At 34.0% G+C, this 19,772-nt stretch carries 22 protein-coding genes; 11 read left to right on the forward strand and 11 right to left on the reverse strand.

Features of this window, described 5'->3' with window-relative positions:
- The first annotated feature begins 10 nt into the window (after nt 1-10).
- Entirely contained in the window at nt 11-613 is a 603-nt protein-coding gene (locus FA045_RS12620; protein WP_136877446.1) for a YceH family protein, read from the forward strand.
- Between the two features lie 96 nt (nt 614-709).
- Here the strand turns inward: FA045_RS12620 and FA045_RS12625 are convergent, their stop codons facing one another.
- Complete coding sequence (locus FA045_RS12625) at nt 710-1,114, reverse strand: GxxExxY protein (RefSeq protein WP_136877447.1); 405 nt, start codon at nt 1,112-1,114, stop codon at nt 710-712.
- Nucleotides 1,115-1,301: 187 nt separating this feature from the next.
- A complete protein-coding gene (locus FA045_RS12630; RefSeq protein WP_136877448.1) occupies nt 1,302-2,081 on the reverse strand; it encodes a C40 family peptidase in 780 nt (259 codons plus the stop codon).
- A 96-nt stretch (nt 2,082-2,177) separates the two neighbouring features.
- Here FA045_RS12630 and FA045_RS12635 point away from each other — a divergent pair, with 96 nt between their 5' ends.
- Complete coding sequence (locus FA045_RS12635) at nt 2,178-2,621, forward strand: universal stress protein (RefSeq protein WP_136877449.1); 444 nt, start codon at nt 2,178-2,180, stop codon at nt 2,619-2,621.
- 119 nt (nt 2,622-2,740) lie between these two features.
- Here the strand turns inward: FA045_RS12635 and FA045_RS12640 are convergent, their stop codons facing one another.
- Entirely contained in the window at nt 2,741-3,091 is a 351-nt protein-coding gene (locus tag FA045_RS12640) for a 4Fe-4S dicluster domain-containing protein (RefSeq protein ID WP_136877450.1), read from the reverse strand.
- A gap of 140 nt (nt 3,092-3,231) precedes the next feature.
- Between FA045_RS12640 and FA045_RS12645 the strand changes: the two genes are divergently transcribed.
- The 9 genes from FA045_RS12645 to FA045_RS12685 all read left to right on the forward strand — a co-directional run bounded on the left by FA045_RS12645 (nt 3,232) and on the right by FA045_RS12685 (nt 12,907).
- Nucleotides 3,232-4,194 (forward strand): acyl-CoA reductase, encoded by a 963-nt coding sequence (locus tag FA045_RS12645; RefSeq protein ID WP_225871337.1) that lies wholly within the window; start codon nt 3,232-3,234, stop codon nt 4,192-4,194.
- Between the two features lie 81 nt (nt 4,195-4,275).
- The gene (locus FA045_RS12650) at nt 4,276-6,195 is read left to right on the forward strand and encodes a gliding motility-associated C-terminal domain-containing protein (RefSeq protein ID WP_136877452.1); all 1,920 of its coding nucleotides are present in this window, start codon (nt 4,276-4,278) and stop codon (nt 6,193-6,195) included.
- A gap of 49 nt (nt 6,196-6,244) precedes the next feature.
- Nucleotides 6,245-6,448, forward strand: a complete 204-nt coding sequence (locus FA045_RS12655; RefSeq protein WP_136877453.1) for a fructose-6-phosphate aldolase — start codon at nt 6,245-6,247, stop codon at nt 6,446-6,448.
- Nucleotide 6,449: 1 nt separating this feature from the next.
- The gene (locus tag FA045_RS12660; RefSeq protein ID WP_136877454.1) at nt 6,450-7,133 is read left to right on the forward strand and encodes a cell division ATP-binding protein FtsE; all 684 of its coding nucleotides are present in this window, start codon (nt 6,450-6,452) and stop codon (nt 7,131-7,133) included.
- Nucleotides 7,134-7,261: 128 nt separating this feature from the next.
- Complete coding sequence (locus FA045_RS12665) at nt 7,262-7,846, forward strand: nucleotide exchange factor GrpE (RefSeq protein ID WP_136877455.1); 585 nt, start codon at nt 7,262-7,264, stop codon at nt 7,844-7,846.
- A 90-nt stretch (nt 7,847-7,936) separates the two neighbouring features.
- Nucleotides 7,937-9,100: a molecular chaperone DnaJ gene (gene dnaJ, locus FA045_RS12670; protein ID WP_136877456.1), complete on the forward strand. Its 1,164-nt coding sequence runs from the start codon at nt 7,937-7,939 to the stop codon at nt 9,098-9,100.
- A gap of 263 nt (nt 9,101-9,363) precedes the next feature.
- Nucleotides 9,364-10,275, forward strand: coding sequence for an ABC transporter ATP-binding protein (locus tag FA045_RS12675; RefSeq protein WP_136877457.1), 912 nt, complete (start codon nt 9,364-9,366; stop codon nt 10,273-10,275).
- Complete coding sequence (locus tag FA045_RS12680) at nt 10,268-11,602, forward strand: ABC transporter permease (RefSeq protein ID WP_136877458.1); 1,335 nt, start codon at nt 10,268-10,270, stop codon at nt 11,600-11,602. The genes FA045_RS12675 and FA045_RS12680 overlap by 8 nt, the downstream gene beginning before the upstream one ends.
- Nucleotides 11,603-12,001: 399 nt before the next feature.
- Entirely contained in the window at nt 12,002-12,907 is a 906-nt protein-coding gene (locus FA045_RS12685) for a Ppx/GppA phosphatase family protein (protein WP_136877459.1), read from the forward strand.
- A gap of 306 nt (nt 12,908-13,213) precedes the next feature.
- Here FA045_RS12685 and FA045_RS12690 read toward each other — a convergent pair whose 3' ends face one another.
- The 8 genes from FA045_RS12690 to FA045_RS12725 all read right to left on the reverse strand — a co-directional run bounded on the left by FA045_RS12690 (nt 13,214) and on the right by FA045_RS12725 (nt 19,585).
- Nucleotides 13,214-13,783 carry a Maf family protein gene (locus FA045_RS12690; RefSeq protein WP_136877460.1) on the reverse strand — a complete coding sequence of 190 codons (570 nt, stop codon included), beginning with the start codon at nt 13,781-13,783 and terminating at the stop codon, nt 13,214-13,216.
- A 272-nt stretch (nt 13,784-14,055) separates the two neighbouring features.
- Nucleotides 14,056-14,445, reverse strand: a complete 390-nt coding sequence (locus FA045_RS12695) for a hypothetical protein (RefSeq protein WP_136877461.1) — start codon at nt 14,443-14,445, stop codon at nt 14,056-14,058.
- Nucleotides 14,446-14,604: 159 nt separating this feature from the next.
- The gene (locus FA045_RS12700; RefSeq protein ID WP_136877462.1) at nt 14,605-15,132 is read right to left on the reverse strand and encodes a KdsC family phosphatase; all 528 of its coding nucleotides are present in this window, start codon (nt 15,130-15,132) and stop codon (nt 14,605-14,607) included.
- A gap of 92 nt (nt 15,133-15,224) precedes the next feature.
- Nucleotides 15,225-15,470, reverse strand: a complete 246-nt coding sequence (gene iscX / locus FA045_RS12705; protein ID WP_136877463.1) for a Fe-S cluster assembly protein IscX — start codon at nt 15,468-15,470, stop codon at nt 15,225-15,227.
- A gap of 105 nt (nt 15,471-15,575) precedes the next feature.
- Nucleotides 15,576-15,908, reverse strand: a complete 333-nt coding sequence (locus FA045_RS12710) for a 2Fe-2S iron-sulfur cluster-binding protein (protein ID WP_136877464.1) — start codon at nt 15,906-15,908, stop codon at nt 15,576-15,578.
- Nucleotides 15,909-15,949: 41 nt separating this feature from the next.
- The gene (locus FA045_RS12715) at nt 15,950-16,708 is read right to left on the reverse strand and encodes a Rossmann-like and DUF2520 domain-containing protein (RefSeq protein ID WP_136877465.1); all 759 of its coding nucleotides are present in this window, start codon (nt 16,706-16,708) and stop codon (nt 15,950-15,952) included.
- 1 nt (nt 16,709) lies between these two features.
- Nucleotides 16,710-19,169: a heme lyase CcmF/NrfE family subunit gene (locus FA045_RS12720; protein ID WP_136877466.1), complete on the reverse strand. Its 2,460-nt coding sequence runs from the start codon at nt 19,167-19,169 to the stop codon at nt 16,710-16,712.
- A complete protein-coding gene (locus FA045_RS12725; RefSeq protein WP_136877467.1) occupies nt 19,169-19,585 on the reverse strand; it encodes a cytochrome c maturation protein CcmE domain-containing protein in 417 nt (138 codons plus the stop codon). The genes FA045_RS12720 and FA045_RS12725 overlap by 1 nt, the downstream gene beginning before the upstream one ends.
- Nucleotides 19,586-19,772: the final 187 nt, after the last annotated feature.

Raw genomic sequence — 19,772 nt, forward strand, 5'->3', positions numbered from 1 at the left:
TCTTAGCCTTATGGACACAAAGACTTTACCAGTTTTAGATGCAGCTCAGATTAGAGTTTTAGGTGCTTTAATGGAAAAAAGCAAAACTACACCAGATTATTATCCAATGACTTTGAACGGATTAGCTGCTGCTTGTAACCAGAAAACATCTCGTAAACCCGTGGTGCAATATGATGAGAGTACCATATCAACTGCGCTAAATTCTTTAAAAATTGCAGGATTAATCTCTACTGCAACTGGTGGTTCTATACGTAATATTAAATATAAACACAATTTCGCTATTGTATTTCCTGTTTTACCGAGCGAAGTTGCTATAATGTGTCTGTTATTTTTACGTGGCCCACAAACCCCTGGCGAAATTAATACCAACTCTGGCAGATTATACGAGTTTGAAACTTTAGAGGAAGTTAATGAAGTTTTAGAAAAACTAGCCAGCGAAGGCTACATTAAACAGTTGCCAAAACGCCCCGGACAAAAAGAGCAACGTTACATGCATTTATTTGCAGGCGATATAGAATTTATCGAAGAAGATTATGCTTCAGATGAAAGTCCTGCGAAATCAAATAGTCAATTAGAGGAAAGAGTTATTAAATTAGAAACCGAGCTAGCATAACTTAAAGAAAACTTAGCTAAATTAATGGCCGAACTTGGTGTTGAATAGTAAGAGTAAAACCATATAAGAAATATAAGTTTCATATAAGATAAATTGTTAATATAGTTCTTCGTATAATTCATTTACATAGGTTTTCTGACCTTCCTTAAAAATATGCGAACAATTAAAATTTATCATTAATCCTATTGGTAATTTCAATAACTTCATATATGTCATTAGCTGTGCGATATGAATCGGCAGAACCGTATCAACTGATTTAAACTCAACAATTAGAGCGTTTTCTACTAAAAGATCACATCTTAAATCGACAACTAGATTTAATCCTTTATAATTTACAGGAATTAATAATTCTGTATTAAAATTAATCTTTCTTAAAATAAGCTCATGAACCATACATTTATGGTATACACTTTCTAATAAACCCGGCCCTAAAGTTTTATGAACTTCAATTGCGGTACCATTAACTTTATAAATTAAATCTGTTAGGTATGATTTTGTCATCTCTTTATAGTTTTATAAAACAATATAATGAGACAAAATAACCATTAAAAATTATCCAATAATTAATTATATATATTTAACATTCAGTTAATTAAATTAATTATGACATAGAATTTTTTACTTCATTAAGCACAAGAAATGAATGAAAAAACTTATATTTTCTTATATGCCTTATATGGTTCAAAACCTACACAAACCTCTTGATAATCCTTAACTTATGCGTATATTTCGCTAGCTCTACATTATAAATCCCTTGATCGTCTATCGGGTCAATCCGTACCATACCAGCCGAATGGACGATTTCTGAATTGCTTAACATCATTCCAACGTGGGTAATTTTTCCTTCTTCATTATCAAAAAAAGCTAAATCACCCAATTGTGCTGCTGCTAAAAAATCAACGGTATCACCATCTTGAGCTTGTTGTGATGCATCTCGTTTAAGCGAAACTCCATTTAATTTATAAACAGCTTGCACAAATCCAGAGCAATCAATTCCAAAAAAGGTTCTTCCTCCCCATGAATATGGAGTATTTAAAAAAAACTTAGCCGTTTCTTCAACATTTAATGTAAAATCAACTTTGTTTGGGATAAAAGGTTTTGAGGTTACCATAAATTCATTTTCACCAATAAAGCAGTTACCATTGTTAAAATACGGTAATGTACTTCCTGGACTTAAATAAAATTTAGTACCATTAGATGCTATAACCGTATTATCTAATTGGGCTGGCGTTAAATATTGGTAAGCTTGCTCATCATTAAATTGCAGATCTGTAATTTTTTGGAGTTGTTTGTAATCCATCCAACCTTCATAATTATCATGTTTAGTTACAATTAAACACCATTTTTCTGTTTTTTCTAAAACTGTAACCCGATCTCCGAATAAAATCTGAGAAACAATTTCACTTCGATCCGAAGGTTCTTTTCTTATTGGTGCAACCGCAATTCTACAAACGTGATAATTATCCATAATAAATTTAAATATCCAAAAATAATGATAAACATCACAACCTAAACATTTAACTTTTTTATTTGTTAATTTTATACAACTCTAAAAGCTAAACACATGGATTTCAAAAAGATATTAATTGCAGTTGACAATAGTACCTGCTCAGAAAAAGCCGCTAAAACTGGCTACGAAATGGCAGTCAAATTTGGGTCGGATGTAGCACTTCTGAATATTATTGAGCCTGCACCTGCTACCGTAAATCCTGATTATACGTTAGCTCCAGTTTTTATGGAAATGTATGACAATAGCGAAGATAACAGTCAGAAATTATTAACTGAAATTTCTAATAAGTATGGAAATGGAGTTGCAACCACCTATTTAACAAGTTTAGATACGGCCACACATGGCATTATACAACAAGCAGAGGAATGGGGTGCAGATTTAATTGTAATTGGCACCCACGGCAGAACTGGCTTATATCATTTTTTAATGGGTAGCGTAGCAGAACATGTAGCAAGAAAAGCGGCTTGTCCTGTTTTAATTGTACCTAATAAAGATTAATCAGTTTTCAGTTGACAGTTTTCAGTTGACAAAGAAATCTGCTAGCATAAAAAAAGAGACTTTAAATTAAATCTCTTTTTTGTATTATTAATTGAAAATTGTCAACTGAAAACTGTTAACTATCCTTCTTGGTGTAACCAAGCTTTTTTAGCCAATAGTTCTTCTTCAGTTTCTCTAACATCTTCATCATCTACGCAACAATCTACTGGGCAAACTGCCGCACATTGAGGTTCATCATGAAAACCTTTACATTCTGTACATTTATCAGAAACGATGTAGTAAACCTCATCTGAAACTGCATCTTGAGATGCACCAGCATCCATTTGCGATCCACCAAAATCAATTATACCATCTAAATTGGTACCATCAGAAAATCGCCAAGCTGTACCTGCATCATAAATTGCATTATTTGGGCATTCTGGCTCGCATGCTCCACAATTAATGCACTCGTCTGTTATTTTAATTGCCATGTCTTCGTGTATATCTTTTGCTAAGTTTAACTTTGCACTGCAAATATAACAATAATCGATTTAAAATAGTTCTAAATATGTCATCGTTGTCACTAACAAAAGAAAAAATTATCATTTCCTTAATTAAACTCAGCGGGTTTATGAGTAATCCGAGTGAAGATTTTGTAGCGATGATGCATGCTGCTAAAAATAGCAATGGATGGTTTACCATAGATGAAGTTGAAAGAGCAATCTCATCATTAGCTAAAATGTTGAACAAAAAAGACTTGGAACAATGGTTTGAAAACATTTCCATCAGTCAAAATCCTAAAAAAGTGGGTTTAATATTGGCAGGAAACATTCCTTTGGTTGGTTTCCATGATGTTTTATGTGTTTTAGCAACAGGAAATATAGCTGTGATCAAAATGTCATCATCTGATGATAAGCTATTGCCAGCATTATTAAAAGAGTTAATTTCTATTGAGCCTGCTTACGCAAGTCAAATTGAATATGCAGAGCGATTAAAAGATTTTGATGCGATAATTGCAACAGGTAGTAATAATACTTCTCGTTATTTCGATTATTATTTTAGCAAAGTTCCAAATATCATCCGTAAAAATAGAAATAGTGTTGCCGTTTTAAGGGGTGATGAAACATCTGAAGAATTAGAAAATTTAGGCCACGATATTTTTGACTATTTTGGTTTAGGCTGCAGAAACGTTTCAAAAATTCATATCCCAACTGGTTATGATTTAAAATATTTTTTTGAGCCAATAGAAAAACATCAGGCTATTATTAACCATTTCAAATACAACAATAATTACGATTATAACAAATCAATTTATTTGGTAAATGGAGTAAAACATTTTGACAATGGTTTTTTGTTAGTTAAGGAAGATGAAAATTTTGTTTCGCCTTTGGCTGTTCTTTTCTACGAAGAATATAAAAACATCAACTTTGTTGAAGAAAAATTAATAACTCAGGAAGAACAAATTCAATGCGTTGTTACTAACTTAGATTTAAAAATTAATAAAGAAAAGATTGGTTTTGGAGATAGCCAAAATCCTAAACTATGGGATTATGCGGACAATGTTAATACAGTAGACTTTCTGCTTAAACTCTAATTCTAAAACATTTAATTACACAACAATACCACAACAGCATTTATTTTCAATTAAAAAGAAGTATAATTTTATCTACATTGTATGAAATTTTTGTTTCAATTGAAAAAATCATCCTTAAAATACTTTATAATTCTAATTTTATTAAATGCTACAACAATAGTTAAAGCACAAGTTTGTTCAGGTACATTAGGCGATCCTGTTATTAATATTGATTTTGGCAGAGGAACTACAACATTTGGCCCTCAAATTAGTGAAACAAACTATAGATATGTTGCGGGAACTCCAGACGATGGTTGGTATACCATTGTTAAAACGAGTGCTGGACTAAATTCTGGTTGGCATCAAAATGTAATTAATAGAACACCAAATGACCCGAACGGTTATTTTATGCTCGTAAATGCGAACAATGACCCAGGTGTTTTCTATCAAACTACAGTAAGTAATCTTTGTCCAAACACAACTTATGAGTTTGCAGCATGGGTTATAAATATTTTAAGAAATAGTGGCGTGAAGCCTAAAATTAGATTTACAATCACAAATAACGGCCTTCCAATTGCAGGTGGTGATGTTTCTACTGGAGAAATTCTAGAAGGTTCTGCTACCAATTGGATTAAGTACGGTACAACATTTAAAACACCTGTAAATGTTGGTACAATAGCCTTAACCATGACAAATGAAAATCCTGGAGGTGTAGGTAATGATTTAGGTATAGATGACATTACATTTAGACCATGTGGACCAAACATAAGTTCTACAGTTAACAACTCTGGCATTAATGCAAATCTTTGTGCTGGCGAAAGCGGCAGTTTCAACCTTTCATCAACAGTTTCTTCTGGCTACAATGATCCCGTTTACCAATGGCAAGAGTTTATTGGTAATAACTGGGTAAATATTGCCGGAGAAACCACAACTCAAACCACAAGAGTTTTCACCAATGCACAGGTTGGGTTATACCAATATCGTTTAGCTGTTGCAGAAAACGGAAATATAAATTCTGCGAATTGTAGAGTTTCATCAGCAACCTTAACGATAAATGTAAATGCCAAACCAACTCCCATAGCAACAAACAGTGGGGTCGCCTGCGAAGGAAGCACTGTTCAACTTAACGTAGATCAAGGTGTTTCCTTTGTTTGGACAGGTCCTAATAGTTTTTCTTCAACATTGCAGAACCCCCAAATTCCAAACGTTACTACGGCAAGTATAGGCACCTATCAAGTTACCGTAACCAGTGCTGCTGGTTGTGTTGCTACTACCTCTACACCAGTAAACGTTTTGCCAGTTGTAAATGCAAACATTAACATCACTAACACCACAATTTGCGAAAATCAATCGGTTAATTTAGTGGCTAGCGGTGGTACAACTTATACTTGGTTACCTACAGAAGGTTTATCTAATTCTGCTATTGCAAATCCAATAGCTTCTCCACAACAAACTACTAAATACACAGTCAACATTTCTAATGGAGCTTGCTCTGAAACTAGAGAAGTTACAATTACAGTCTTAAAAAATGCTAATGCTAATGCAGGTGATGATAAAAAAATGTTAGTTGGCCAATCTGTTGTGTTAGAAGGAGCAGTTTCAGGTGATAACATTACCTATTTATGGTCGCCAATAGATTATTTAGATGACCCAACAAAGTTAAATCCGATTGCAAACCCTCCTACTGATATCACTTATACATTAACCGTACAATCAAGTTGTAATGTTAGTACAGATGATGTTTTTGTAAAAGTTTATCCCAAAATAGAAATTCCAAATACTTTTACACCAAACGGCGATGGTGTGAACGATACTTGGAATATTCCTTCAATATCTGCGTTCGAAAAGCCAAAGTTACAAGTGATCAATAGAAATGGACAATTAGTTTACGAAACTAGAAATACCGAACCTTGGGATGGAAAATCTCGAGGTAAAAATGTGCCTGTTGGCGTATATTATTACAATCTTTACCTTAATGAAGATTTTAAATTATATTCTGGATGGGTTATGCTTACCAGATAAAATCTATTTTTAAGTTCTATTATCAGCTAGAAATGCTATTTTTGGACAAATGTATATCATAAAAGTAAAGGGCATTGCCAAAATACCAGATTATGTGCAGCTTAGAGATGAGAAATTTACACTCTTGGCTTACTTTAGGGTAGATAGACCTGATAAATCGTTAGATAAATTAGGTTTAGGCGACAAGCAAGATCAGATTATGCATATTATTAATAACTTACCTTTTGGGCAAGTAACGAAATTGGAGATTTAAAATGGCAGAAAATATAGTTATCAACCTACAAAAAGTAGATGTTTTTCAGCAAAAGCATTTAGTGTTATCAAACGTAAATTTAGACATAGCCAAAGGCGAGTTTGTGTTTTTAATTGGGCAAACTGGCTCAGGAAAAAGTAGTTTGCTTAAAATTATTTATGGCGATTTACATATTGGAAACGGAAATGGTGCTGTTGCAGGTTTTGATTTAAAGAATTTAGCAGAAAAAGATGTACCGTATTTACGCAGAAAATTAGGGATTGTTTTTCAAGATTTTCAGTTGTTAAGTGATAGAACAATTGAGCAAAATTTAGAATTTGTATTAAAAGCTACAGGCTGGGACGATAAAAACCTAATTAACGAACGCATTAAGGACGTTTTGGAGAAAGTTGGTTTGCGTTCTAAAATTAAAAAAATGCCACATGAAATTTCTGGTGGCGAGCAACAACGCGTTGTAATTGCTAGAGCATTATTAAACAACCCAGAAATTATTTTGGCTGATGAACCTACCGGAAATTTAGATCCAGAAACATCTGAAGAAATTGTATTACTATTGAAGCAAATTAGTCAAAGCGGTACTGCAGTTTTAATGGCCACACACGATTACCACATCATTCGTACTTTCCCATCACGTATTATTAAATGCGAAGGTGGTGTAGTTCATGAGGATGCACAAATTACATAGTCAATTCTGACAAAATTTTACAATTCAGCCATTCTGTTCAGTTATTTTACACTTAAACTGACAGCATGGCTGATTTTAGTTATTGGCAAAACTTTTGAGTTTGAACAAAAAACACGCACATAAAAAACATGTTTAATAAGAAGAAAAAGGAAGAAGAACCAATTGTAGAGAACAATCAGGTTGAGCAAGAAATAGCTGATGTGCAGACTGAAGCGATAGAAGAAAACTCGACAGAAACCGTTGAAGAACCTATTATAGAACTTTCATTAGAAGAAAAACTACAACAAGAAAACAGCAATTTAAACGATAAATATCTTCGTTTGTTTGCCGAGTTCGATAATTATAAACGTAGAACACAAAAAGAACGCGTTGAGTTATTGCAAACTGCTGGTAAAGATGTAGTTATTTCTTTATTACCTGTTCTTGATGATTTTGAGCGTGCTTTAAAAGCTACCGAAAATGCAACTGAAGTTAATGCAATTCGCGAAGGTGTAATGCTAGTACAAACTAAACTTAAAAGCATTTTAGGCCAAAAAGGTTTAAAAGAAATGGAAAGTTTAAACACTGTTTTTGATACAGATATACATGAGGCAATTACTAAAATACCAGCACCAAATGATGATTTGAAAGGTAAAGTAGTTGATGAATTAGAAAAAGGCTATACCCTTAACGATAAAGTAATTCGCTTTGCGAAAGTGGTAGTTGGAGCATAAATATAATTATAGAATGAGAGAAGGATTGAATTATAGAATGGGCTTTTCATTCAATCATTCAAAATTCAGTCATTCAATTATTAAATAGAAATGAGCAAAAGAGATTTTTACGATATACTTGGGGTTACCAAAAGCGCATCTGCGGAAGAAATTAAAAAAGCCTACCGTAAGTTAGCTATTAAATATCACCCAGATAAAAACCCTGATGATAAATCTGCTGAAGATAAATTTAAAGAAGCAGCCGAAGCTTATGAGGTTTTAAGTAACCCTGAAAAAAAACAACGTTATGATCAATATGGTCATTCAGGTGTTGGCGGTGCAGGCGGAGGTGGTGGCTATGGTGGCGGTGGCATGAATATGGAAGATATCTTCAGTCAGTTTGGAGATATTTTTGGTAGTGGTGGTGGTAGCCCATTCGATAGCTTTTTCGGAGGTCAACAATCTCGAGGCGGAAGAAGAGTTTCAAAAGGAAGTAATTTACGTATCAAGGTAAAATTAACCCTCGAAGAAATTGCCAACGGTGCCGAGAAAAAGATAAAGGTAAACAAACAAATTGCTTGTAAAACTTGTGATGGTTCTGGGGCAAAAGATAAAGGCTCAGTAAGTACTTGTAAAACTTGTGGTGGTAGCGGTGCAGTACGCAGAGTTACCAATACCATTTTGGGCCAAATGCAAACTACAGCAACCTGCCCTACTTGCCAAGGTAGCGGGCAACAAATAACTGCCAAATGTGGTGCTTGCCATGGCGAAGGAACTGTACGCGGTGAAGAAACCATTACCATTAATATTCCAGCTGGTGTAAGCGAAGGTATGCAGTTGAGCATGGCTGGCAAAGGTAATGCTGCTCCAAACAGTGGCGTACCAGGCGATTTAATTATTTTAATTGAAGAGTTGCCACACGATACTTTAAAACGTGAAGGAAACAACATCGTTTACGATTTACATGTAAGCATTGTTGATGCTGCCTTAGGTTACAGTGCCGAAGTACCAACCATTGATGGTAAAGCAAAAATTAAAATTGAAGCGGGTACACAAAGTGGAAAATTATTGAGACTAAAAGGAAAAGGTATTCCTGAGGTAAACTCTTACCACCGTGGCGATCAAATTATACATGTAAACATTTGGACACCAAAAGTGCTAAACGCAGAAGAAAGAATAATTTTAGAAAAGTTGAAAGAGTCTCCGAACTTTAAACCACAACCTGGTAAAAATGATAAGAGTTTCTTCGATAAAATGAAAGAATATTTTGAGTAAGAATTTATTCAAATAATTGAATAGCCTTAATGTCTTTAGATGTTAAGGCTATTTTTTTTGCACTTTGCAACACTCCAAAAGAACTACTTCCATTAAAATCTAAACCCGGTTGCAGTGGAAATCTCCCGATTCTTCATCGGGAATTGCAACGAAAGACGGGACTGAAATAAGCAATGAAAATTCTTACCTTGCTTTTCTAAATATTTCAGTAACTATTTACTTGTTTCTACATCTAACTATTACTAAACTAAAACAAATTACACATGTTAAGCGTAAAAAATATTGTAAAGCAATATGCCACGCACCGAGCCTTAGATAATGTTAGCTTAGAGCTAGAAAAAGGCAAAATATTTGGACTTTTAGGTCCGAATGGTGCGGGCAAAACCTCGTTGATTAGAATTATTACCCAAATTACCGCTCCAGATAGTGGCGAAGTCCTTTTTAACGGAGAAAGATTAAATAGCAACCACATTTCTCAAATTGGCTACTTACCCGAAGAACGTGGTTTGTACAAAAAAATGGAAATTGGTGAGCAAGTTTTATACCTTTCTAAATTGAAGGGTTTAAGCACAGCCGAAGCTACAAAACGCATTAAATTTTGGTTCGAGAAGTTAGGTATGCAAGATTGGTGGAGCAAAAAAGTTGAGGATTTAAGTAAAGGAATGCAACAAAAAGTACAATTTGTTGCCACAGTTTTACATCAACCAGAACTCATTATTTTAGATGAACCTTTCTCTGGTTTCGACCCAGTTAATGCCGATATCATTAAAAACGAAATTTTAGAACTGAACAAACAAGGTGCAACATTTATATTTTCTACCCACCGCATGGAAAGTGTTGAAGAGTTGTGCGATCATATTGCATTGATACACAAATCGAAAAAGATTTTAGATGGCAGCGTAGATGAAATTAAAGCAACTTACCGCAACAATACTTATTGGATAGAATATGAGGGCGATTATAAAGTAGAAAGTACCGAAAACGTTTTTGAGGTTTTACAAACTGAAAACGTGAAAGGTAAAACCTTAATTAAGGTTAAACTACACGAAAACAGAACTGCAAATGAGGTTTTAGCCATGCTATTACCTAAGGTAAACATTCATCGTTTAGACGAAGTGATACCAACTATGAACGATATTTTTATTAAAACAGTTAAAGGAGAAGGTCATGAATAAAGTTTTACTCATTATTAGCAGAGAATATTTATCGAGAGTAAAAAAGAAATCATTTATTGTAATGACTTTTTTAACACCACTATTAATTGCTGGTATTTATGGCTTAATTGGCTATTTTACTTACAAAGGCATTAAAGATACGCATGATAAAGTTGCCGTTGTTAGCACAAATACCACGCTAACAGAGAAATTAGCAACCGACGAAAATATCGAATACCAATACGTAAACAAACCTTTAGATGTGATGAAAAAATCGCTTTCTAAATCTGATTACGACTATATTCTATATTTACCAGAGTTTACTTTGGCAGAGCCTAAAGGCGTTCAGCTTTTTGGCGAAAAGCAAGCTGGTATGTCTCTAAACAACAGAATTTCTGGAGATTTAGAAGAACTCATTCGCAACCAAAAGCTTAAACAATCGGGTATTTCGCAAACTGATTTAGACCAATTGAAAACCTCAGTTGATATTGATACTAAAAAAATTGCTATAGAAACTGGCAAAGAAGAAGCCAGTAGCGCTGGTGCAAGTACCATAATTGCCTTTATTGCAGGTATTTTAATGTTCATGTTCATTATGCTATACGGCATACAAGTGATGCGTGGCGTTATCGAAGAAAAAACGAGTAGAATTATCGAGGTCATGATTTCTTCGGTTAAACCGTTTCAATTAATGATGGGTAAAATCATCGGCATTGCCTTAGTTGGTTTAACCCAATTTATATTGTGGATAGTGCTAACCTTAACCATTAGTACCATTGCAGCAACCGTTTTAATAGACAAAGCTGATGTGAAAAAAATTGCGGCATCGTCGCAAAATGGAAGTACTGTTGGAGCAAGCCAAGAGCAAATTCAGGCAGCCCAAGGACCAATTGGCGATATCCAAAAAAGTTTAGCTGGATTAGATTTTGGCAAAATCGTAACTGTATTTATTTTCTTTTTTATTGGTGGATATTTGTTTTATAGCGCTTTATACGCCGCTATCGGTTCTGCCGTAGATAGCGAAACCGAAACCCAGCAGTTTATGATGCCGGTAATGATGCCACTACTTTTAGGTTATGCCTTATCGTTAAGTGTAGTAACAAATGATCCATATGGCAATGTTGCTTTTTGGCTTTCTATGATCCCATTTACCTCTCCTATTGCCATGGTTGTGCGTTTACCTTATGGCGTACCAGGCTGGGAATTGGCCTTATCGATGGCAATTTTAGTAGTCGGTTTTATTTTTACCGTATGGGTAGCTAGTAGAATTTACCGTGTGGGTATTTTAATGTATGGCAAAAAAACCACGTTTAAGGAAATGTTTAAATGGTTTACGTATAAAAATTAGTTTTTACAAATCTTATGAACCACCTAAGTAACCTAAGAAAACCTAAGTTTGTGCTTTGGTAAATTTTGGTTTCTTTGGTGGTTTATTTTTTTTGAAAACGAGTGCTAGGGGCTTTTGGCTAATGCAGCCCTGCTCTCCCTTCTGCCAATTAAACCTGTTATTTATTTTCGCTACACTATAAAAAAGTAACCAATGCTATTTGAATTGGCATTACGCTAAATCAGGTTTATATTACAAAGGCAGTAGTTTTTGGCAACAGCAAAACGCATAAAACATCAGACCTAAAACAAATCTGCTTAGGTAAACTTGGGTCACTTTGGTGGTAAAAAATTAAAACTAATCTATGTTTTAAAAGGTAAAACACAAAATAATACCTTTAAACTTTTCGTTAAATATAATATGAAGATAGCTGCAATAGACCTTGGAACAAATACTTTTCACTTAATCATAGCCGAACAAAACGGAACAGAATTAGAAATCATTTACAAAACCAATCAGCCTGTTAAATTAGGTGAAGACATTACGAAAGACAATCTAATTATTCCAGCAGCTTTTGAAAGAGGAATAAATTGCTTAAAACAGTTTAAAGAAGAGTTAGATCAGCATCATATTGTAAACCTAAAAGCTACTGCAACTTCTGCAGTTCGTAGTGCCATAAACGGTCAGGATTTCGTAACCGCTGCAAAAGCCGAAGCCGGAATTGAGATTGACATTATTGATGGCGATGAAGAAGCACAATTGATTTACGAAGGTGTAAAGTTAAGTGGCGCTATTACTGGTAAATCATTGATAATGGATATTGGTGGCGGCAGTACTGAATTTATTTTATGTGATGAGGAAAACCTAATCTGGAAAAAAAGCTACAATATTGGTGCAGCAAGATTAATGCAAGGCTTTTTTAAGTCAGACCCAATTAATGAAATTGATCAACAAAAAATTCAGCAGCACGTTGCAAATGAATTAAAAGCCCTTAAAGTAATTTGTGAAGAATACAAACCAGAAACTTTAATTGGTTCTGCCGGCGCCTTTGAAACTTTTGCCCAGATGCTATTGCCAGAATTAGACATTAAAACAATAAGTACAGCTGAGATTTCTTTTGCAGCTTATCAAAATTTAGCAACAAAGTTGATCAGTTCTTCTCATCAAGAACGGGCAAAAATGGACAACCTAATTCCATTGCGTGTAGATATGATTGTGATGGCAACTTTGCTAACCAATTATGTACTAAACGAGTTTAACATCAACAATATCAAACTATCTACCTACGACCTGAAAATGGGCGTTTTGCAAAGTTTGAGAGATTAGTTTGATGGCATATTAGCTGCAAATTCATTAAAACAGATGCTAAAATAAATTCAGCATCTTGAAACTTTGATTTGACTTCACCTGAATTTATTTCAGCTTTACGAAAAATATCAAACTAATGTATTCTGTAATTGACTTGTTGATCATCATCAGTTATTATAGCCCGTAGTTAAAAAGTGTCGTCATTGCGAGGCACGAATCAATCTTAAAGCGGTAGTTTTGTTACCTACAATAGTTGTAGGATTGCTTCGTGCCTCGCAATGACGGATAAACAAGCAAAACAACGTTAAACTAGATAAATTAAATCTATCTTAACTCTTGCAAAGCTTTATACAACTTCTCTGTTGGTAAACCCATTACATTGGTGTATGAACCTTTCATAGCAGTTACAACAGCCAAACCCCACCAATCTTGTATACCATAACTTCCAGCTTTATCAAATGGCTTGAAGTTATCAATGTAATAATCAATTTCTTCTGCTGTAACGGTTCTACAAGTAACTTCAGTTAAATCATAAAATGAGGTAATTTGATTATTTTTAACTAGAGTAACACCAGTATAAACCTCGTGTACACTTCCAGAAAGTTTAGTTAGCATTTCTTGAGCATGAGCTTTATCTTCAGGTTTACCTAATATCTCGCCATTCAAAGCTACAATCGTATCAGCAGTTATCACAATGTGGTTATCTTTTGCCTCAAATGCCTTAGCCTTTTTTTCTGATATATAAACTGCAATTTCTGATGGTGATAAATCAGTCGGAAAACTTTCGTCAACTTCTTTTAGTTCAATCGTGAAATCTAACCCCATCAATTGCATTAATTCTTGTCTACGAGGTGATTTAGAGGCTAAAATAATGGGTGAGTTTTGTTTATACATATTTAATGGTGCGTTTAGCTTTGTCAAAGTTATAGCGAATATCAAATAACTTTGACAAAGCTTATTAAATTTTAAGCTAAAATAACAAAATCATATTTGTTATTAAAAATTGTGCGTCTTACCCAACTCGATTGGGTATCGTAAAGCGTAAAACATTACTTATATGCATTCTTTTTTATTGCTTTACGATTCCCGCCTTCGCGGGAATGACGAAATCTCAAAAACAACAAAAGCGACCCGAAAGTCGCTTTTGTTGTTTAAATTTATTTTGATTATTGACCGCCAGCTTGACGTTCTTTCATCATTTTCTCTCTATCTGCTTTCACCTGATCTTGCCAAACTTTGTATGCTGTTTTTTGCTCTGCAGTAAAAATCGCATTTAATTTCGTGTCAGTTTCTGCGTTCATTTTCTGCATTTTTTCCATCATTGCTTGTCTATCTCCGCCACCTTGCATTTCTTCACGCATCTTTTTCATTTCATCAGCCGCTGCTGTGTAAACTGCAGTAGCTTTAGTTTTCTGATCGTCGGTTAATTTTACCTTCTCATCTAATTGCTTAACTCTTTCTTCTGGTGCTGCCATCATTCTGCCACCGCCTTGTTGTGCATTAGCAAATGCAACTGTTGCGAATAATAATCCGCAAATCATCAATAATTTTTTCATGTTTTTTTTGATTTTGATTCTTGTTTTAAACCTCAGTTAAAAGAGATTTATGGTTGTTGTTTTATGCCTATTTGAGCATAAATTTATCAGAAAGTTTAATTTACAATTTAAAATAATTGTAACATTTTTAAACCTATATCCGCAAGAATTAAAATTGTATTATTTACTGGCTTCAGCAGCATCTGGATTAAGATCAAACCAGTTTTTTTGAACTTTCAACACTTTCTCTATCACATCTCTTACTGCACAATCTCCTCCTTTTTTAGGAGAAATGTAATGTGAAATATCTTTAATTTCGTCAATAGCATCACTAGGGCAAGTAGCTAAGCCAACTAATTTCATCACATAATAATCTGGCATATCATCGCCCATGTACAGTACCTGTGCTGGTGAAATGTTATTTTCTTTCATGTATTGTTCAAACACAGCAACTTTGTCGCTTACTTTTAAATAAACATCAGGCAAACCTAAATTTTCGAAACGTTTGGTTGTTGCCGCACCTCCACTGCCAGATATGATACAAATTTTATAACCTTTCTTTAAAGCTAACTGTAAAGCATAACCATCTTTGATGTTGAATGTACGGAGTAAATCTCCAGATTCTGATGCAATAACAGTTCCATCTGTTAATACACCATCAACATCAAAAATAAATGTGGTTATTTCTTTAAGTTTTTCGAAGAACATGTATAGGGTTATGTTTAAAGGTTAGCCCTTCGACTACCAGCCTTCGGCAGGCAAGCGCTAAGGGTGACAACTGTAAACTAGAAACTGTTAACTTAATCTTGGTTATCTCTCCACTCATAAACCCAAGCAGATTGAATTTGCTCTAAATGGCCTTCGTTACTTTCTTCACGAGTTCCTTTAAAATTAGGTAATTCTAATACCCATTCTAACAATTCTGTAAAGCGGATGCGGTATATTTTTGGTTCACCAAATTCATCGCCAAATTTTTCGTAAAGCTCTTGCGCAATGTCTTCGTGATCGTTCCAGTAAATTGGTAATGCAAATTTATCGTTGTTCATAATTGTTGTTCAAATGTTGAAAGGTTGTAATGTTGTAATGTTAATGTCCTTCGACTACCAGCCTTTGGCGGGCAAGCGCTCAGGATGACAAATAACTGAAACTGACTAGTGTCCTAAAAATTCTGACTGATCAGGTATAGTTACTTCAATATCACCATCTAAAACTACACATTGGCAAGCCAAACGCGAAGAAATTTTTGGTCTAACTGCTCTATCAATAAAATCTTCTTCTTTATCAGAAATTTCTTGAAGGTTATCCATACCCTTATTGATGTATATATGGCAAGTACTACAACCACATACACCACCGCAATTATGCTGCAATTCTATACCATTGTCTAAACAAATGTCTAAAACATCTTCTCCTGCCGCAATAGGCAATTCTATGGTTGCTTTATCAGCTTCTTCGAAGTTTATTTTTAATTTATAAATACTCATAATTATTTGCAAAGGTATTAGCTAAAACGGCAATTTTATAATTATCTCGTTTTTTTAATGCTATTACTTAATATTTTATAGATCTCAAGCAATTCTTGATGATCATTTAGCAACTCTTCATGCTTTTTGAGCGTTTGCTCATCATGCCTAATCGCTGGTCCGGTTTGTACTGTTAAAGGTAAAGCATATTGTACTTTACTTGCTGTTTCGGTAATTAATGGCCTAATGATATCGAAATCTAAATCATTTGCTTTTAACAAATCATCCGCTAATGCGTACAAATGATTAGTGAAATTACAGGCAAAAACTGCCGCCAAATGCAATATCTTTCGTTTATCGCTATTTACTTCTAAAACATTTGTGCTTAATTTATTGGCTATTTCTTTTAAAACAGCTAAACTTTCTTCGTTATTGGCTTCTAAACAAAGTGGAATAGTCGAAAAATCGACCTGCTTATTTTTAGAAAAAGTTTGTAATGGATAAAAAACTCCAAAATTTTCGGAATTTTCTAACACAGCTAAATTCACTGAACCAGAAGTATGGGCGATGATACCTTTAAATGATTTCAATTGATTTACTATGTTAACAATTTCATCATCCTTAATAGCAATCAAACATACATCTGCATCAAAATCTACCTCCGAAAGCTCTTTAATTGCAGTTGCACTAACATCATTAGCTAAAAGCGATGCATTTTGATAATGATAAGACCAAACTTGCGCTATATTTACATTTACTGCATTTAAAGCTTTAGCAATATGTGTGGCAACATTTCCTGATCCTATTAGTACAACATTCATTTTATGTGGTAACTTCTTTCTTTCTTCTAAAAATAGAAATTATAAAACCTACTACCATCACAATTGTACCTACCCAATATAAGTTGATGTAAGGGAACTCAATCGATTTAAACACCAACCAATCTTTAGCTTGTTGTGGTTTTTCATAAACCTGTATTTCAAATTTCCCCTCTTCAGGAATAATTTTAGTAAATCTTAACCTTAAACCTAGTTCCTCAATTTTTCTGGCAAAATCAAATGTATTATTTCCTTTAACCATAAACAAAGGCTCGGCTTTGTATAATTTACCACTCACATTTACTTCTAAAGGCAAAGCAACTGCCAAATCACCTTCAGCAATTTTTAAATCTTTAACCACTGGTTTTGCGTTCAATTGGCCAACTGTTAAAATTCCGCTGCTGGTGTGTATGGTATCACCTGGTTTTACACTTAATATTCTTGGCGCTTTGTAATTCTCCTCTTCTGTATGCCCTTCGTGATCACCATGTTCTTCTTGCTTTTGTGCTGCACTAGTAATGTGAGTATAAATATCAGAGGTTAAATAGTGTTTGGTATCAGGTGATGCAATTAAACCCATATCTCCGTTTTCTTGAATACTTGGATTTAAATCAAAATCTTCTTTTACCTTACCCGCAGCATCAAAAACTTTAAAATTAAGTTTGTAATAGGTATTTGGAGCAACTGTTGTATCGCTTAAATACGTGATGGTGTACTTGCCCATTTTTTTAGGCTCATTTTTGTACAGCATGATATTTTCACCAGGTTTTGCTGCTTTTTCAAAATCTTTAACTGGAATAAAATTGGTTTCGTTAATTGAAATTGTATTACTTGTTGCCGCAGCTACTAGAGCTCCCAATAATAATATGGCAAAGCCGATGTGTGCAATTGACGAACCCAACATTTTATTTGCTTTACCAAAAGCTCCACTTAATAAACGAGCATTAGATAAAACAGCAAACAAACAACTAAATGTTAAAATTATGTACAGTAAGTTTGTATAAACTCCTGTTAGCCAAACAAAACCACCGGTAAGTACTAATGCAAAAACAACTGATGACACTAAGCTACTGTAAAACTTACGTGGCTCGGTTCTTTTGTATTTTAAAAACTGCGAAAAACCAGAAATTAAGGTAATAAATACCGCAAAAACTGCTTGCCATTTGTTATAATATTGAATTGGGTCTTGTAAAACTTTTGAAGTACCAAATACTTTATTAAATACTGGATAAGAAGTGGTTACTATTACTTGAATACATGCTACAGTTAGCACTAAAGCACCAATAAACATCCAAAACTCACGAGAATAAGTTTCTTCATCTTTAGTAGTAATTGGTAAACTTTTCCACCTTGTGGCAACAAAATATACAGAGATTGCTAAAAATGCTACAATGTAACCAATTAAATGGCCAAACATGCCCAAATCTGTAAATGAGTGTACTGAGGTTTCTCCTAAAATACCACTACGTGTTAAGAATGAAGCATAAAGAACTAAAAGGAAACTAATTAAAATTAGTGCAATTGCAGTAAAATAAGCATGACCAGTGTTTTTGAAAACAATTAATACGTGTACACCAGCAATTAATGTTAACCAAGGAATAATAGAAGCATTTTCTACTGGATCCCAAGCCCAAAAACCACCAAAATTTAACGCTTCGTAAGCCCAAAAAGAACCCATAATAATACCTGTACCTAAAATCATTACTGCAAATAATGCCCAAGGTAAAACTGGTTTAACCCAATCTTTAAAACGTCTTTCCCATAATGCAGCAATTGCATAAGCAAAAGGCACAATCATGCTGGCAAAACCTAAAAACAAGGTTGGTGGATGTATAACCATCCAATAATTTTGCAATAATGGATTTAAACCTTTACCGTCTGTAATAAATTTTAAGTAATTTTTGTAGTTTTCTGGATCAGCAAAAACTACTGGTGCAAATTCTTTTAAATTTCTTGCCTCTCTTAACAGGATGAATGGAGAACTTCCCACTCTTTGACCAAATATTTCAACACCTAAAAGCATTGAAGTTAAAAACAGCTGAGAAAAACCAATTACAGTCATTACACCATTTTCCCAAGTTTTGGCTTTCCAAATTAAAATGGCACCTATTAATGATTGCCAAAATGCCCATAACCAAAAACTTCCTTCTTGGCCTTCCCAAAAAGCAGAAATAATATAGTATACAGGTAATGATTTAGAAGAGTGTTGATAAACGTAATTGTATTCGTAATAATGATTTAAGATTAAATAGAAAAGCGTTGCACCGATACCAATAATACTTACAATATTAACGTAGAAACCAATTCTACCTAAATTCGTCCACGATTTATCTGCTAAATCTTTGTTTTTAGTCGCGAAAAAATAAGCGATTGTTGAAAATAATGATGCTGCAAAAGCTAAAACAATAAAAAACTGCCCTACTTTACCCGGAAGGAGTGTTTCTCCGTAAAATTGAATATCCATTAAGATTTTTTGACTTGAGTTACTGTTCCATCTTGATTAACTTCAACCATGTTGTCGTTATATTTAGAAGGGCATTTCATTAATATTTTAGAAGCATAAAAGGTGTCATTTTTCATTTCGCCTATGATAACCAATTTCTCAGAACGCTCAAAATCTTGAGGTTTGGTGCCATTTAGCACCACTTTATTTACTTTGCCTTTTTCATCTTTCATGTAAAAAGCAAAATGGTTAGGATCTTTAACTGCATCATAATGCATTCCTTTTGTTTTTTCCCAATGCCCTATCACATGCTCTTCTTTTTCAGAGCCAGCTGCTTGAGTAAAATTAGAATACGAATCAGTTTCTGCATTTAAGCTTACCAACAGCCCGATGCAAATTGCAATGGTAATTAAACCGATAATAGCACTTTTTCTCATTTTGGTTTGAATTGAAAAATCCTTGACCACAAAGATAAAAAAACAATACTAGCTAAGGCAATTTGGCATGTTTGGAAAGTGTAACGTGACAATTAATTGATAGTTCGACATAAAAAGTTCATTTGTTCACTCGCTCATTGGTAGAACCAAATCATTAAAGCTATTTAAGTCAACCAATAATAAGAGA

The sequence above is a fragment of the Pedobacter cryotolerans genome (genome assembly GCF_005116475.1).
In the GTDB taxonomy this organism is placed as follows: Bacteria; Bacteroidota; Bacteroidia; order Sphingobacteriales; family Sphingobacteriaceae; genus Pedobacter; species Pedobacter cryotolerans.

Bases quoted from the DNA above. Each gene is read 5' to 3' on its own strand.
- FA045_RS12620 (WP_136877446.1), top strand. From the start codon at position 11: ATGGACACAAAGACTTTACCAGTTTTAGATGCAGCTCAGATTAGAGTT.
- FA045_RS12625 (WP_136877447.1), bottom strand. From the start codon at position 1,114: ATGACAAAATCATACCTAACAGATTTAATTTATAAAGTTAATGGTACC.
- FA045_RS12630 (WP_136877448.1), bottom strand. From the start codon at position 2,081: ATGGATAATTATCACGTTTGTAGAATTGCGGTTGCACCAATAAGAAAA.
- FA045_RS12635 (WP_136877449.1), top strand. From the start codon at position 2,178: ATGGATTTCAAAAAGATATTAATTGCAGTTGACAATAGTACCTGCTCA.
- FA045_RS12640 (WP_136877450.1), bottom strand. From the start codon at position 3,091: ATGGCAATTAAAATAACAGACGAGTGCATTAATTGTGGAGCATGCGAG.
- FA045_RS12645 (WP_225871337.1), top strand. From the start codon at position 3,232: ATGAGTAATCCGAGTGAAGATTTTGTAGCGATGATGCATGCTGCTAAA.
- FA045_RS12650 (WP_136877452.1), top strand. From the start codon at position 4,276: ATGAAATTTTTGTTTCAATTGAAAAAATCATCCTTAAAATACTTTATA.
- FA045_RS12655 (WP_136877453.1), top strand. From the start codon at position 6,245: ATGTATATCATAAAAGTAAAGGGCATTGCCAAAATACCAGATTATGTG.
- FA045_RS12660 (WP_136877454.1), top strand. From the start codon at position 6,450: ATGGCAGAAAATATAGTTATCAACCTACAAAAAGTAGATGTTTTTCAG.
- FA045_RS12665 (WP_136877455.1), top strand. From the start codon at position 7,262: ATGTTTAATAAGAAGAAAAAGGAAGAAGAACCAATTGTAGAGAACAAT.
- dnaJ (WP_136877456.1), top strand. From the start codon at position 7,937: ATGAGCAAAAGAGATTTTTACGATATACTTGGGGTTACCAAAAGCGCA.
- FA045_RS12675 (WP_136877457.1), top strand. From the start codon at position 9,364: ATGTTAAGCGTAAAAAATATTGTAAAGCAATATGCCACGCACCGAGCC.
- FA045_RS12680 (WP_136877458.1), top strand. From the start codon at position 10,268: ATGAATAAAGTTTTACTCATTATTAGCAGAGAATATTTATCGAGAGTA.
- FA045_RS12685 (WP_136877459.1), top strand. From the start codon at position 12,002: ATGAAGATAGCTGCAATAGACCTTGGAACAAATACTTTTCACTTAATC.
- FA045_RS12690 (WP_136877460.1), bottom strand. From the start codon at position 13,783: ATGTATAAACAAAACTCACCCATTATTTTAGCCTCTAAATCACCTCGT.
- FA045_RS12695 (WP_136877461.1), bottom strand. From the start codon at position 14,445: ATGAAAAAATTATTGATGATTTGCGGATTATTATTCGCAACAGTTGCA.
- FA045_RS12700 (WP_136877462.1), bottom strand. From the start codon at position 15,132: ATGTTCTTCGAAAAACTTAAAGAAATAACCACATTTATTTTTGATGTT.
- iscX (WP_136877463.1), bottom strand. From the start codon at position 15,470: ATGAACAACGATAAATTTGCATTACCAATTTACTGGAACGATCACGAA.
- FA045_RS12710 (WP_136877464.1), bottom strand. From the start codon at position 15,908: ATGAGTATTTATAAATTAAAAATAAACTTCGAAGAAGCTGATAAAGCA.
- FA045_RS12715 (WP_136877465.1), bottom strand. From the start codon at position 16,708: ATGAATGTTGTACTAATAGGATCAGGAAATGTTGCCACACATATTGCT.
- FA045_RS12720 (WP_136877466.1), bottom strand. From the start codon at position 19,169: ATGGATATTCAATTTTACGGAGAAACACTCCTTCCGGGTAAAGTAGGG.
- FA045_RS12725 (WP_136877467.1), bottom strand. From the start codon at position 19,585: ATGAGAAAAAGTGCTATTATCGGTTTAATTACCATTGCAATTTGCATC.